Here is a 14,879-nt window from a genome sequence, read left to right on the forward strand (position 1 = left end):
AACGCGTCCCCTTGTAGAGTCAGTAACGATCCGCTGAATCCCGCCAGGGCGAGGAGCATCAGTCATCGCCCTCCGGAATCACCGAGATCCCCAGTTCCGCGAGTTGACGATCTGAAACTTCGCTTGGCGACTCCAGCATGAGGTCGTATGCGGATGCTGTCTTGGGAAAAGCGATGACCTCGCGGATCGTTTGCTCTCCGGCCAACAGCATCACCAGCCGATCAAACCCGAGGGCGATCCCACCATGCGGCGGGGCTCCGTATTCAAAGGCATCGAGGAGAAAGCCGAATTTCTGCCGGGCTTCTTCCTCGCTGAGGCCGATCGCTTTGAAAACCGCGCGTTGAATATCCTGACGATGAATTCGGATTGAACCGCTTCCCAGTTCCACTCCGTTGAGCACGAGATCATAGGCTCGTGCGCGGACTGCGCCGGGATCGGTCTCCAACTTGTCCAGGTCCTCTTCGCGGGGTGAGGTAAAGGGATGATGAACCGGGTCCCACCGCTGCTCTTCCTGATTCCATTGGAGAAGAGGGAAATCGGTCACCCAGAGGAAGCAGAACCGCGAGCCATCGAGCCATTTTTCCTGGCGGGCGATTTCCAGCCGGAGCGCACCCAGGGCCGCATTCGTTTGCTCCCGGGGTCCACCCACGATGAGGACGGCATCACCCGACATGACCCGACAGCACGCCACCAGTGCCTCAATCGGTGATCGCCCGATGGCCTTCAGAAGCGACGAGGTCAGTTCCCCATCAGCCAGCTTGATCCAGGCAAGGCCACTGAGCCCCTGTCGGCGAATGAACTCGGTGAACTCGTCCAAATGTTTCCGCGAATACTTGGCACCGCCCCTAACGGCAATCGCTTTAATGGCCCCGCCCTGATCGAGGATCTGCCGGAACGGGGCAAAATCGAGCGCGCGAAACTGCTCGCTCAGATCAATCATTTCCATGCCGAAGCGGATGTCAGGCTTATCCGTCCCGTACCGCTCCATCGCATCGGCATAGGTGATACGCGGAAAGGGCAAGGAGACCTCTCGCCCCACCAGCGCCGAAAGTTCCTGCATCATCGGCTCAATGATTCCGAAGAGGAGGTCCTCGGTCGGAAACGACATTTCAATGTCAATCTGCGTGAATTCCGGCTGGCGGTCGGCGCGAAGGTCCTCATCGCGAAAGCAGCGAACGATTTGAAAGTAGCGATCAAACCCGGCGACCATCAGTAACTGTTTGAACAGTTGGGGCGATTGCGGAAGGGCGTAAAATTTGCCGCGATGCAGCCGACTGGGAACAATGAAGTCGCGCGCTCCTTCAGGCGTTGACTTCACCAGCATGGGAGTTTCGATTTCCAGAAATCCCTGCCGGTCGAGATAGCGACGGACAACCAGTGCCGCCTTATGGCGCAGGATGAGATTTCGCTGAAGTCGCGTTCGGCGCAGATCGAGATAGCGATACCGCAGACGCAAATCTTCGGCCACCTGAACCCGACCGCCATCATCCAGTGGGATGGGCGGCGTTTTCGCCGGATTCAGCACGATGACCTCTTCGGCGAGGACCTCGATCTCCCCCGTTTCAATCGCTGAGTTCACCGTCTCAGGCGAGCGCATAACCACCATTCCCTTGATGGCCACAACGTATTCATTGCGAAGCTGCTTGGCCTGACGATGGGCGGTTTCGTTCCGCTGCTGGTCGAACACGATCTGGGTGATGCCGTAACGGTCTCGAAGATCGAGAAAGGTCAATGGACCAAGATCGCGCCGCCGATGCACCCAGCCCATGAGCACGACCCGCTGTCCGGCATGAGCCGGACGGAGTTCCCCACAGGTATGAGTGCGCACGAGCGTCTGATCAGAACGCGTCATCCTGAGACTCCTGTCCTCTCCTTGACCTCAGCCGACTTGATGGCTTGCACCCGTGCAAGAAGGTCTTGTTCCCTGACTCTCTCCTGCATTCCCGTCACCATGTCACGCAGCGTGAAGAAGCCTCCAGCGAGTTCATCCTCACCGATGAGAAGGGTGAATCGAGCCTTGACCCGGTTGGCCTGCGACATGAGCCTCTTGAGCTTCTTCTCCTCATAGTCGTAGACGACGATGATTCCGCTTCGACGCAGGCGACGGGCCAGCGCGAACATGACCGTGCGAGCTTCTTCGCCGAGCGCCGCGATGTAGAGATCCGGCCGCTGATCGTCGGCGGTATCTGTTTCCTCAGGTAGCGCCAGGAGCACTCGCTCGATCCCACAGGCGAAGCCAAACCCCTTCGCCGGTGGCCCTCCGAGCATTTCCGACAAGCCATCATACCGTCCGCCCCCGGCAATGGCATTTTGTGCTCCCAAATGTCCACTGGTGACCTCAAAGGCAGTTCGCGTGTAGTAATCGAGGCCCCGTACAAGCCGACGGGCAATATGGTACTCGATATGTCGCGCATCGAGATGGCGCCGCAGGGTGGTGAAATGCCGACTGCACTCTTCGCACAGATCATCGAGCATGGCCGGGAGGCCCTCGATCACCTCCTGATCGCTCTCGACCTTGCAATCGAGCACCCGGAGGGGATTTGTCTCATACCGCCGCTGGCAGTTCGCACACATCCGGGAAACAACAGTCGCCAGCGCGGCTTTTAGTTTCGCCACATAGACTGGCCGACACACGCGGCAGCCGACCGAATTCAAAGCGAGCTGCCTCTCTCTGATGCCGAGGGCCGCGAAGTATTCGTCCAGCATTTCGATCACATCGGCGTCAATGGCGGGATCGTCGCTCGACCCGATGACTTCTGCACCCAGTTGATGGAACTGACGGAATCGTCCCTTCTGCGGCCGCTCGTAACGGAAATGTGGGCCGATGTAGAACAGTTTGACGGGATTGGCCTGGAGCCACATTCGGTGTTCGATATACGCACGGACGACGGAGGCCGTTGATTCGGGTCGAAGGCTGATACTGTCGCCGCTTCGGTCAGTGAAGGTGTACATCTCTTTGGCCACAATATCCGTCTCCTCACCAACGCTGCGAGCAAACAATTCCGTGCGCTCGAAGATCGGTGTGCGGATCTCCTGAAATCCGTACCGACGAAAAATCTCACGAGCAGTTTCCTCGACCCGCCGCCAGCGGGGAATCTCTTCCGGCAGAATGTCGAACGTTCCTCGAACGGTTTGAATCACAACCCCTGTCCCCGATAGAAATCCTTCAGCTCCACGTAATTGCGCCACCCCTCTTCAATTCGACGAATCTCATCGGGGGTGACTTCACGCAGAATGCGGGCGGGAACCCCTACGACAACCGAGCGCGGAGGGATGACCTGCCCCTCCCGAACAACCGCTCCCGCGGCCACCAGGCAATAGTCGCCAATGACCGCGTCGCTCAGAATTATCGCTCCCATCCCGATCAGGCAGTGATCGCCAATCGTGCAGCCATGAATGATGGCTCGATGTCCGATCGTTACGTAATCTCCGATGCGGGCAGGCGATGTCTCTCGATCCACGTGAACGACCGAGCCGTCCTGAATATTTGTGTACCGTCCCACGCGAATATAGTTGACATCGCCACGAACGACAGCCTGAAACCACACCGAAGAGTGTTCGCCGATCTCCACATCGCCAATGACGGAGGCGTTCTTCGCAATAAAGACGCTATCGGCGATGACCGGGAATTTTCCGTCAAATTCCTGAATCATCCCACACAATACCTCTAGCGCGCTCGCGTCCTCAGGCGCAAGAGGCTAAAGCTACCATACCATCTGAGAGGCTGGCAAGAAGTCGTCGCGATGCGATGTTACCAGATCATCGCCAAGCGGGACCTCTCACTCCCGACTTCTCGATGACGCCAGAAACCTGCGATCGAGACATTTGACCATTGGGGGGGAGGCACCTGAAATTGCCGCCCTGGTGCGCAGGCCGGCAGTCTCATTAGCTCATTCTAATGGCCATCTGCAGCAACTCTAATCTGATGCGGTGTAAACTTCTCGTCGTGAAGACCCATGATCTCAAGCCAAAAGAAGGAGGAGGAAATGAAATCGGGACCCACCGGCGTTGTCGTACTCCTCACCTTCTCGCTCTTGTGGCCGCCAATCTCCCGGTCACAAGATCGCCCGTCGCAGCGCACGACGGAGCAACGGGGTGACGTCATTGAGCTGACGGGAACGCTCATCAACGTTCCCGTCGTCGTCCGCGACAGCAACAACCGGTACATTGCCAACTTGAAGAAAGAGCACTTCCGCCTTTTTGAAGACGGCATCGAGCAGGAAATCGCCTTCTTCTCCAACACGGAAGAACCGTTCAATGTGGCCCTCCTTCTGGACACGAGCGGGAGCACCCGCGAGGAACTGCCGCGAATTCAGGATGCTGCCATCACTTTTGTCGAGCAGCTCCACGACTATGATCGGGTGATGGTGATTTCCTTTGACGATGACATTGACCTGCAATGCGAGCTGACATCGGACCGGCGGGAGATCGTTCGCGCTATTCGGCGAGTTCGGTCGGGCGGATCCACCCGTCTCTATGATGCGGTCGCTTACACAGTTGAGCAACATCTAAACCACCTCTCAGGACGAAAGGCCATCGTACTCTTCACCGACGGGGTGGACACGGCCAGTCAAAATGCCACTTTTGACGGTACGATCCGGGACCTGGAAGAATCAAATGTTCTCGTCTACTCGATACGCTACAACACCCTGGAGGCGGTCGCCCGACGAATGGGAGGCTCAGGCGGGGTCATCATCGGACGGATCCCGGTACCTCTTCCCTTCCCCCGTGCGCCACAACGGACGCGCTGGCCGATTCCCTGGCCTAATACTGGTCCCTTCCCCGTGCCGGGACGTTGGCCATCGCCCACGCCATCGCCCCGACGAGGGCCAGGGTCTCCGACCAACGGACGATTGGAGGAGATGTACCGACGGGGTGAAGCCTACCTCTCTGAGTTAGCCGACCGAACCGGCGGAGCTTTATATGCTGCCGACACCCTTTACGATCTGCCGGGTGTTTTTGAGCAGATCGCGGACGAACTGCGCCACCAGTATATGCTCGGATACTATCCCTCCAACACTGCACGCGATGGGAGCTACCGGCGCATTCGGGTTACGGTTCGCCATCCCGATGCCCACGTTCGGGCGCGACCCGGCTATCGGGCTCCGAGCAAACAATAAGATCCTTGATTACTGCGCTACGGGAGGTCAAACCGAAATGAAGCCCTAGACGCCAGTTCCTTCAAAAGCTATCATTTGCGCGGATCACGAGAGAATTTTGCGGGAGAATTCATGAGACAAATTCAACAGGCAAAGAGGTTATCGAAACACGCGTTCCTCAAGAGGATGACGAAGGGGTCCCTACCAACCGATCATGCCCTGCAGGAACTGACCGAACGCCTCCACTATTATGAGAAGAGGTACAATATGCGATCTGAGGTCTTCTATAAGCTCATCGTAGGAACCCCCGCAGAAGATCACCCTGACTTCCTCTCCTGGGCGATGTGCTACCGCAGTTATTTCCGACTTCTTAAGACAAAGTTTTCCCTCGAAGAGGTGCTGGCCGGTGCCTTCTGACGCATGGCAACGATGGCTGGTCTATGAGCGATGCTGGAAGATATACGACCTAATAACGAACACTTTTAGTCTACTTCCGAATTTCCACGTCCATTTCCCAGACCGAGTCGAAATGGCAGTCGTCATGTTTTTGCTGCATCTGGAGGTCCCCCTTCCCTTCGCCTACAACCTGCGAATCGAAGAGGAATACCATTTTCCCGGCAAGGAGTTAGAGATTCAGACCTATAGCTATGTGCTTCTCCATAAAAACGAAGCTGTTGTCATTCGCGCGGACCCCTCGCCCCACCATCCTCTTGATTACAGGAAGCGCAAACTCGTAGCTTTCCCTCATCACCTTCATGATGAAAAGGGACGAATTCGGTCCTTTACGGGTCGAATTGAGGACTTCCTGAAGGAAGTCGAGAAGGTTTTAGCTGAAAGAGCGCAGGGAAGAATGAGGCGTTAACTCCGCTAAAAAGGAAAGCCCTCCGAAATTCGGTCAGGTCATGGTGTGGGAACAGTACAATCCCTTTTGAACCGGCCCTCCTCATTTCAAGAGAAATCGTTCAACACTGCACGCGATGGGAGCTACCGCCGCATTCGGGTTACGGTTCGCCATCCCGATGCCCACGTTCGGGCGCGACCCGGCTATCGGGCTCCGGTGAAATGACGTAAAAGCTCAAGACATTCTCTCCCTGAATGACCTGGCGCGTGCGTTCGAGGACGCCGTATAGGGGCTCCAGAGACATCTTCCGATGGTGCATAACGATGAGAATGCCACCGGGAGCAAGAACCTCGCCCCCACCGAGGCAGCTCATGACAGGCTCATAGAGGTTTGAGGCGTAGGGCGGATCGAAAAAGACGATATCGAAGCGATCGCCACGTTCGATAAGCTGCTCGAGGGCAACGAGGGCGTCACCGCAATAGACGTCGTAGCCCTCAATAATGTTCAATGCGCGCAGATTTTCCCGCAAAACTGCCACGGCCGCGCGAGATCTCTCGACAAAAAGGACGAAGGTAGCTCCTCGGCTCAACGCCTCAATGCCAGCCGAACCCGTCCCCGCGCAGAGATCGAGAAACCGCGAGCCGGGAAGCCGATCCTGCAGGATATTGAAAAGGGATTCTTTCAGCCGGTCCGGCGTCGGTCGGACGTCGAGCCCCGGTGGACTCTTTAATCGCCTTCCCTTGTAGCGACCGGCAATGACCCGCATCGAGCACCTCGCAAATGCCCACCGAGCGCGGCATTCCCCCGGAGCTGAGCCATCAAGCCCGTAGGGCCGGAGAAATCGAAAACCCGAATGGTGAAACCTGTCTCCCTCGCATCACAATCAAAACGGCGAATAGGGATCAAATACGCGACGTCCGGCGGCAGTGTGGGCTCCGAAGCTTCCGATGCCATTGAGAACGAGCGCGAACGCCAGACGGTTTTCCCTCCTCACGCCGATGCGGAACGTCGTGTTCTGCACGACAATACTGCAGCAGTGAAAAGCGTACCCGATGCGCAGCGTCGAGGACACCAACCGATGCGACGAAACTCGTCCCTCAATCTTTCGATCGGTGAAATCGTAAAGAACATCCGCCGCCATGAAAAGTCCTTGAGTCAGCCGTCCGACGGTCACCGAGGATTGGGAGAGATTTCCAGCGAAGGTTCCCGCTTCCATTTCACCGTTTCCCAATCGGATCTGGCGACTCATGAACCAGGTTTGAAAAACGGAAAAGCTCGAACGACGCACTCCGCCTGCGACGCTGATATTCCGCACCTCGCGCTGCTGCACATCGTAGTCAAACCGGATATCAGCAAAGAGGGAAGAAAGCGGCTGTAAACGAGTGGTGACATTCACGGGAGACCATCGCCGAAGTCGCCCTCCAAAGGAGAATCCCGACAGGCTCATCAGAGGAAGAAATTGATTGCGACGCCCCGGCGTTAAAGCCCCTCCGAAGGTCGGATCGAAAAAGTACTTTTGACGGACCGTTATCGAAAACAGCTCGTGAGGGACCATTTGGCCGTCCGTCGTTTTCCGACGACCTAAAAAACGATGGGCGAGCGAATACTCGATTTCGTTTGTATCGGTGATGATATCCCGCTCGTCAACGCGGAGGATACGGGTAATGTTCAAGCCGATGCCTGCGGTCCGGCGATAGGTGATTGTCGGTTCGATCAGATGAGTGAACCAACGCGACCCATCTCGATGATGAAAATCCCGCTCAAGAGCCGGAGGCCGAATCTCCAAAGAGAAATCAAGTGACCGGCGTGTGAAACTCTCGCCGAGAACCCGCGTGCGATCCTGAGGGTCCGCCGTGTCGGAATAGAATGTCGCCCGCAGCGCCAGTTCCGGCGTAATTGTCATGCCCGCGACGTCGAGGATCGGCAGCGTGAGCCGAGGTTGCGCATCGAGTCGTTGAACGACCGACGGAGTCTTAAGCGCTGCCTCTTTGCGCGAGATGCCGTCGGCAGCAATGTCGAAAGAGAGATAAAGGGGGAGGCCCCTGACTACGTTCTGGGGACGGCTCAGGAGATTAAATGAGGGAAGAGTTCGCAACCGAACAGATCCGCCGGGAAGGGTGAACGTTCGAGCCATAATCAGCGAGTTGAAACTGTAATCGCCGAAATTGTTGGTGAGCGTGATCTGTGTCTTTTCTTCCGGTGAAATAGCCTGCTGGAAGCTATCGGAGAAGACCTGACGGAAGGCAAGGCTGCTCGTGATGTTGACGTCGGCTGTTCCGATGAAGCCGTGGGGTAGAAACTGGACTCCCTTGAGGTAAAAGGCGGTGCCTCCTTGATCCGGTCCCGGCTGCCCGAACAACCGATCCTGAACGATGAAAAATCCTGTCGTCAAAGAAGATTGCTCGCCCGGACGAGCCCGGAGGTCGGCGCCATAGCCAATTCCCCGTGCGCTGTATACCTCCAGTCGAGGCGTGATGTCAGCGCTCCGGCCGAGCGTCTGGTAGTAAGGAATCGAGAGGGAGATGCCTTTGACGCTGGATCGGCTGAAGCCGGGGATGAGGAATCCCGAACTGCGCACGCGCGGCGTCAGCGGCACCGAGGCATAGGGCAACACGAGCACGGGAATCTCCTTGACGCGGAACGCCGGCCACCGAAGCGAGACGCGGCGATTGACGGTGAATTTCATTCGAGCCGTCGTCAGACTCCAGATCGGTCGCACGCCCTGACAGGAGGTCAATCGCCCCTTCACCACTTCGTACGTATCGGAGGCGAGTCGGAGTATTTGCTCGGCCTCAAAATAGAGCGTGGTTCCATCGGGACTACGATCGGTGTGCCCGCGGGCGTTCCAGACTCCCCCCTCGCGCGTTTTAAGATTATAGAAGGCGCGCGTCCCCTCAACATGGATGCCCACTTCATCAAAGACGACGTGGCCGATGGCCTCCACCTCGTGAGTCTCTTCGTTATAGACCAGCCGATCTGTCAGCAGACGCATTGTCCCCGCTCGCACTTCGACGGCGCCTTCATAGATCGTCTTTGTCCCCTCGTGACGTGACCGATCCGCTTCGATGTCCACATTTTCATATGGGATAACAGGCCGCTTCTGGACCACTGCCCTGCTCGGGAGCATCGCCGCAGAGTTCTCCGCGGAAGCCTGAGCCAGAAGAGGAACCACAAGGAGGATGCCGATCATAGGAATGGATGATGCCAGCAACGATCCTCGCCTATCCGCCCGATCCTCATACCGCCAAAGGACAACACGGGCGCCGTGGCGACGGGACGGTCTTCTTCACGATGCGGACGCTGTCAGCAGATGACGGAGCACATACGGGAGAATGCCCCCATGGCGGTAGTACTCCAGCTCAACCGGAGTGTCCACGCGGGCAATAACCTCGAACCGCGTTACCGTCCCATCGGCGCGTTGCGCCTGGACGGTGACTCGTCCTCGTGGCGTAAGTCCCGCCCGGATGCCCTCGATGTCGAAGATTTCCGTCCCGTCCAAACCGAGCGTCTCGCGATTTTCGCCCGGGAGGAATTCGAGAGGCAGAATGCCCATTCCGACGAGATTGCTGCGATGGATGCGTTCAAAGCTTTCGGCCAGAACGGCCCGCACGCCAAGGAGCCTGGGTCCTTTGGCCGCCCAATCCCGCGACGACCCCGACCCGTACTCCTTCCCGGCGATCACAAGGAGCGGGACGCCGTCGGCCTGATAGCGCATGGCCGCCTCGTAGATGGTCATCTTCTCTCGGTCGGGAAAATGAAGCGTCCATCCTCCCTCCACTCCCGGCACAAGCAGATTGCGCAGCCGAATGTTAGCAAATGTCCCTCGCACCATCACCTCGTGATTTCCCCGACGAGCGCCGTAGGAATTGAAATCGCGGGGAGAGACGCCCTGCGCGATGAGATACTGACCCGCGGGACTGTCCGCGGGGATGGACCCCGCCGGCGATATGTGATCCGTCGTCACGGAATCGCCCAAAAGAACCAGCACGCGCGCCTGTCGAATATCATCAAGCGGCGGAACATCCAGGGTCATCCCGTCGAAAAAGGGAGCGCGTTTGATATACGTTGAAGCCTCATCCCAGGCGAAGAGGTCTCCGCCGGGAGCCTCCAAGCGCTGCCACCGCTCGTCGCCCGCAAAGACATCGGAATAAACTCGAAGGAACATCTCCCGGCGGATTGCCGAGGAAAGAGCTTGCTGAATTTCTTGCTCCGACGGCCAGATGTCCTTCAAAAAGATGGGATGCCCATGCGAATCGTAACCGACCGGTTCCCGCACGAGGTCAATATCTACGGTTCCCGCCAACGCGTAAGCCACAACCAGCGGCGGCGACGCCAGATAGTTCGCCCGGACGAAGGGATGAACTCGACCTTCAAAGTTGCGATTGCCGCTGAGCACAGCCGCAGCCACCAGACCGTGCTCCTTGATGGCTTGACCAATCGCGTCGGGCAAAGGACCACTATTGCCAATGCAGGTCGTGCATCCGTAACCGACGAGATGAAATCGCAACTTCTCCAGATAGTCGAGCAGGCCCGTCTCCCGGAGGTACTCGGTTACGACCTTCGATCCTGGCGCGAGACTCGTCTTCACCCACGGCTTGACTGTCAATCCCCGTTCGACCGCTTTTTTCGCCAGAAGCCCTGCCGCCAGCAGTACCGTCGGATTAGAGGTATTCGTGCAGCTTGTGATCGCCGAGATCACAACCGCTCCATGAGCCAGCTCGCAGGAGGAGCCGTTGAACCGAACGACAGCCCGACGAAGCAGCGGGCTGAGAGCCTCACCGTCTGCCTCTGAGCCTGAATACCCTTGCCCATCGCCTTCATCAATCCAACGGGTGAGGATGTCGGGATCAACGGTTTTCACCTCACGCTCCAGAAATCCGACAAGCGCGCGACGAAACTCTCGCTTGGCATGCCCGAGGGGAACCCGATCCTGAGGACGACGCGGTCCCGCCAAACTGGGTTCAATTGTTGCGAGATCAAGCTCGAGCACATCGCTGAAAACGGGATCGGGCGTCGTAGCTGTCCGGAAGAGACCTTGAGCCTTGGTATAGGCCTCGACGAGTTGCACGAGAGACTCATCCCGTCCGGTCAATCGCAAATACTCGAGCGTCTGATCGTCCACCGGGAAGAAGCCAATCGTGGCCCCATACTCCGGAGCCATATTCGCTACCGTCGCTCGGTCGGGAAGACTCAATGCATCGAGACCCGGTCCATAAAACTCGACGAACTTCCCGACGACGCCCTTTTTCCGCAGAAGCTGGGTGACGGTAAGAACAAGGTCCGTCGCCGTCGCTCCAACGGGCAACGAACCCGTCAGCTTTACGCCGACAACCTCCGGGATCAGTAGAGAAAGAGGTTGCCCCAGCATGGCCGCCTCCGCCTCGATTCCTCCGACTCCCCAGCCGAGCACGCCCAGACCGTTGATCATTGTCGTGTGCGAATCGGTCCCCACGAGGGTATCCGGGAACGCCACGGCGACCCCGTTGTGAACCTCGGTACAGACGACCCGCGCCAGATATTCCAGGTTGACCTGGTGAACGATCCCCGTCTCCGGAGGAACCACTTTGAAGTTTTCAAACGCTCCCTGCCCCCACTTGAGGAAAACATAGCGCTCGCGGTTCCGCTCATATTCGCGCTCGGCGTTGACGGCGAACGCCTCGGGAGAACCGAAAGCGTCAACCTGAACCGAATGATCAATGACCAGCTCGACCGGTTGAAGCGGATTGATGCGCTTCGGATCACCACCGAGTCGCTTGATGGTGTCGCGCATCGTGGCCAGATCAACAATGGCCGGGACGCCCGTGAAATCCTGCATCAGCACACGCGCCGGACGAAAGGCGATTTCCCTCTCCGGCCGCTTCGGGCCGACGGCGCGGCAGACGGCCGCAATATCGTCCGCCGTCACGGTGATCCCATCCTCGAACCGAAGCAAATTCTCCAGCAGAATCTTGAGCGAGAACGGCAGTCGCTCGACCTCTCCGAGGCCCGCTCGGCTGAGAGCGTCCAGCGAATAATACTCGAACAAAAGCCCGGCCCCGCGAAAGAGGGTTCGGGTGCGGAAGGTGTCAGCGGATCTGTGCGCCATGCCACTAACTCCTCAGAAACGAAATCGCGCCTTGGTGCGATGATCTCCCTGCCGCCGCTCGATCATCGCAGGCAACGAACTATCATACCAGCGGCAGAGTGATCTTTCAAACCTTAGCTCCTCTCAGGAAGGTGGACGTCGGTCGGGCAAAATGAGTTCCATCACTCGAAGGGAACGAGCGCTCTCCCTCTCATCAGGGAGCGCGGCGCGAATCTCCGATCAAAATGTCGCAATCGTTTCCTGTGTCACCCGGCTTTGCCGGCAATCGGGTGGGCGTCATGACTGTCCGAGGCGGACCGTCGCGTGCGCGACCTTCTGGGTCGGGGCATGCTCCTGCACCAGGTCCTCGCGGTGGAGAAGAGCGGTCATCTGCGCTCCGAAGAGCATGACGAGCGCCGAAATGTAAATCCAGGTGAGCGTCGCTACCACCGCCGCAATTGACCCGTAAAGCTGGTCGTAGGGGAATTTCACGAGGCTCCAGGTGAAAAGATATTTCGCCAGCTCCCAGGCTCCCCCGGCAAGGATCGCTCCCGGCAACGCTTCGACGACCTTCACCGGCGTGTTGGGCATGACCGTATAGACGACACAAAAGAGGGCAATCGTCAAGAACAATCCCACAACACCGATCACGAATTGCCAGAGATGACGATCTACGAAAATGAGAGCGCCGGAGTGGAGCGTCAGTCGGCTGGTCTCCGTCTCGAAAAAGCCGACCATCGTCGTCATCATGGCCGAGAGAGCCAGAAGACCCGCGACCACGATCATCATCGCCAGAGCGAGCACACGCCCGTGCCAGAACGAACGGCAACAGGTTCGCCAGATGCGATTGACGGCACGCTCGACAATGGTGAACGCCCACGACGCCACCCACACGATGATCAGAACGCAACTGATAACGCTCGCCCGGGAAAGTTGTACGATGGAGTCGCGATTCGACTCCAGAACCTGCCTGGAGGTCGGCAGGAGTCCGAGAACCGTTTCGATGGCTCGCGCGCTGATGATCCGAAACTGCGGGAATTGTTCGCTCACCAGATAAAGAAGCAGGAAAAAGGGGTAAAGCCCGAGCATCGCAAAGTACGAGATGGCTGCCGCCGATGTCGGTAAATCGTTGGCCAGGAACTGCCGAAATGTCTCCGCCAGAATCTTCCGCTTGGGTATTCCCTTCTTAATCACGGCAAACGAAACATGAGCCATCGCCCTGTCCCCCTGTCACTCTCGCTCATTCCCTCTCACAAAGACGGCGAGATTATAGCACAAGCCATGGAGTTCTGGCTGAGCAAATTTCGTTCTTTCAGTCGAGGCGTGCACTGATGGGTCAGAGTCTTCGCGCCACAATCGGATTGAAGTGAGCCGACCGGCTTGCCGGTGGAGATCATGAGTGCAGCCTCACAGGCTTCATGCCATCCGTCATGTGGTACAATGATCCACCGTATGAAAGACCTGGCGCGGGACATTTTCCGGGAAACTCTTGGCCGGATCGAACTGAAATCTGTACTGCGATCCCACATCCGCCGGCAGGGAACGCGGCTGGAGGTCTATGGGGACACCTTTGATCTGACCGACTACCGCCAGGTTTTTCTCATCGCGTTTGGCAAAGCCTCCGTCACAATGGCTGCCGTGCTGGCTGAGATCCTGGCCGAGGATCTGACGGATGCCGTCATTGTGACCAACGCGCTTCCCGCCGAGGTCCCCGCGGCCCTCTCCCGGCACCCCATCATCGTCGGTGGCCATCCCACTCCGAACGAGGGAAGTCTCGAGGCAGGTCGGCGCATCATCGAACTTCTCTCTCGTCGAGATGAGGAGACGCTCGTTTTCTTCCTCATTTCAGGAGGAGGTTCCGCGCTCATTGAGGTTCCGCTATTCGAAACTCTCACACTGGCCGATTTGCAACAGCTCAATCGCGCGCTCGTCACCTGCGGAGCGACGATTAGAGAGATCAACGCCGTGCGAAAACACCTGTCGGCCATCAAAGGGGGCCGGCTCGCCGAGCGGGCCCATCCGGCGCGGCAAATCTCGCTCTACGTTTCGGATGTGAACCCCGGCGACCTTTCGACCATAGCCTCGGGTCCCACGTTGCCCGACGAGACGACATGGGATGACGTTCTCGCCGTAGTCGCAAAATACGAGGTGATAAAAAAATTGCCCCCGCGGATCGCCGATATCCTCTCTCACGGCCGCCGTGATGAGACCCCGAAACCCGGCGATCCGATCTTCTCACGAAGCACCCATCATCTGGTGATGGACAATCGAACAGCGCTGGATGCTGCTGCCACCATGGCGAGGGAACGCGAATGCCTCGTGGAAGTGGATGACAGCCCGAACGAGGAGCATTATCGAATTGTTGCTGATCGGCTACTCGCCCGGCTGTTCCAGCTCGCTGAGAAGTTCCCCGAACAGACCGTGTGTCTTGTTTCCGGAGGTGAAGTGAGCTGCCCCGTCACGGGGTCTGGCGTTGGTGGAAGAAATCAGGAGTTCGTGCTCTACGCCGCGCTCAAAATCGCCGAACTCAAAGACCCGCTGGATGTTGCCGTTCTGAGCGCAGGAACCGACGGAATTGACGGCATCAGTCCGGCCGCGGGAGCCGTTGCGGATCGAACGACCGTTGCACGGGCCGAGGCCCTCGGTCTCGACCCAAAGAAATTTCTTGCCGATAACGACTCTTATTCGTTTTTCGCTGCCCTCGGAGACACCATCGTGACGGGGCCGACGGGCACCAATGTCCGCGATCTCCGTCTCCTGTTGGCCCGCCGATGAGAGCACAAGCCGAGGCAAAATCTCCCGACGAGCCGCCCCCATGAGCCCATGCATCTCAGCCTGTCGAGGATTAGGAGACCCCCTTGATTTCCCTTCCCTT

Annotated in this window: 11 protein-coding genes; 4 read left to right on the forward strand and 7 right to left on the reverse strand. The window is 58.0% G+C overall.

Features of this window, described 5'->3' with window-relative positions; genetic code table 11:
• Positions 1-58 precede the first annotated feature (58 nt).
• The 3 genes from aspS to VNM72_00815 are packed head-to-tail and all read right to left on the reverse strand — an operon-like array spanning position 59 to position 3,653.
• The gene (gene aspS, locus VNM72_00805) at positions 59-1,852 is read right to left on the reverse strand and encodes an aspartate--tRNA ligase (GenBank protein HXF03938.1); all 1,794 of its coding nucleotides are present in this window, start codon (positions 1,850-1,852) and stop codon (positions 59-61) included.
• The gene (gene hisS, locus VNM72_00810; protein HXF03939.1) at positions 1,849-3,141 is read right to left on the reverse strand and encodes a histidine--tRNA ligase; all 1,293 of its coding nucleotides are present in this window, start codon (positions 3,139-3,141) and stop codon (positions 1,849-1,851) included. The genes aspS and hisS overlap by 4 nt, the downstream gene beginning before the upstream one ends.
• A complete protein-coding gene (locus tag VNM72_00815) occupies positions 3,138-3,653 on the reverse strand; it encodes a gamma carbonic anhydrase family protein (protein ID HXF03940.1) in 516 nt (171 codons plus the stop codon). Before VNM72_00815 ends, hisS begins: the two co-directional genes overlap by 4 nt.
• 333 nt (positions 3,654-3,986) lie before the next feature.
• Here VNM72_00815 and VNM72_00820 point away from each other — a divergent pair, with 333 nt between their 5' ends.
• The 3 genes from VNM72_00820 to VNM72_00830 all read left to right on the forward strand — a co-directional run bounded on the left by VNM72_00820 (position 3,987) and on the right by VNM72_00830 (position 5,961).
• On the forward strand, positions 3,987-5,120 hold the full coding sequence (locus VNM72_00820; GenBank protein ID HXF03941.1) for a VWA domain-containing protein: 1,134 nt from the start codon (positions 3,987-3,989) through the stop codon (positions 5,118-5,120).
• 165 nt (positions 5,121-5,285) lie between these two features.
• A complete protein-coding gene (locus VNM72_00825) occupies positions 5,286-5,516 on the forward strand; it encodes a hypothetical protein (protein ID HXF03942.1) in 231 nt (76 codons plus the stop codon).
• A gap of 112 nt (positions 5,517-5,628) precedes the next feature.
• Complete coding sequence (locus VNM72_00830) at positions 5,629-5,961, forward strand: DUF6516 family protein (protein ID HXF03943.1); 333 nt, start codon at positions 5,629-5,631, stop codon at positions 5,959-5,961.
• Between the two features lie 139 nt (positions 5,962-6,100).
• Here the strand turns inward: VNM72_00830 and rsmD are convergent, their stop codons facing one another.
• The 4 genes from rsmD to VNM72_00850 all read right to left on the reverse strand — a co-directional run bounded on the left by rsmD (position 6,101) and on the right by VNM72_00850 (position 13,219).
• On the reverse strand, positions 6,101-6,706 hold the full coding sequence (rsmD, locus tag VNM72_00835; protein HXF03944.1) for a 16S rRNA (guanine(966)-N(2))-methyltransferase RsmD: 606 nt from the start codon (positions 6,704-6,706) through the stop codon (positions 6,101-6,103).
• 117 nt (positions 6,707-6,823) lie between these two features.
• The gene (lptD, locus tag VNM72_00840; protein ID HXF03945.1) at positions 6,824-9,013 is read right to left on the reverse strand and encodes an LPS assembly protein LptD; all 2,190 of its coding nucleotides are present in this window, start codon (positions 9,011-9,013) and stop codon (positions 6,824-6,826) included.
• Positions 9,014-9,226: 213 nt separating this feature from the next.
• Positions 9,227-12,025: an aconitate hydratase AcnA gene (acnA, locus tag VNM72_00845; protein ID HXF03946.1), complete on the reverse strand. Its 2,799-nt coding sequence runs from the start codon at positions 12,023-12,025 to the stop codon at positions 9,227-9,229.
• A 276-nt stretch (positions 12,026-12,301) separates the two neighbouring features.
• Positions 12,302-13,219 (reverse strand): YihY/virulence factor BrkB family protein, encoded by a 918-nt coding sequence (locus VNM72_00850; protein HXF03947.1) that lies wholly within the window; start codon positions 13,217-13,219, stop codon positions 12,302-12,304.
• Between the two features lie 237 nt (positions 13,220-13,456).
• Here VNM72_00850 and VNM72_00855 point away from each other — a divergent pair, with 237 nt between their 5' ends.
• Positions 13,457-14,779 carry a DUF4147 domain-containing protein gene (locus VNM72_00855; protein ID HXF03948.1) on the forward strand — a complete coding sequence of 441 codons (1,323 nt, stop codon included), beginning with the start codon at positions 13,457-13,459 and terminating at the stop codon, positions 14,777-14,779.
• Positions 14,780-14,879 lie beyond the last annotated feature (100 nt).

The sequence above is a fragment of the Blastocatellia bacterium genome (assembly GCA_035573895.1).
Classification (GTDB): domain Bacteria; phylum Acidobacteriota; class Blastocatellia; order HR10; family HR10; genus DATLZR01.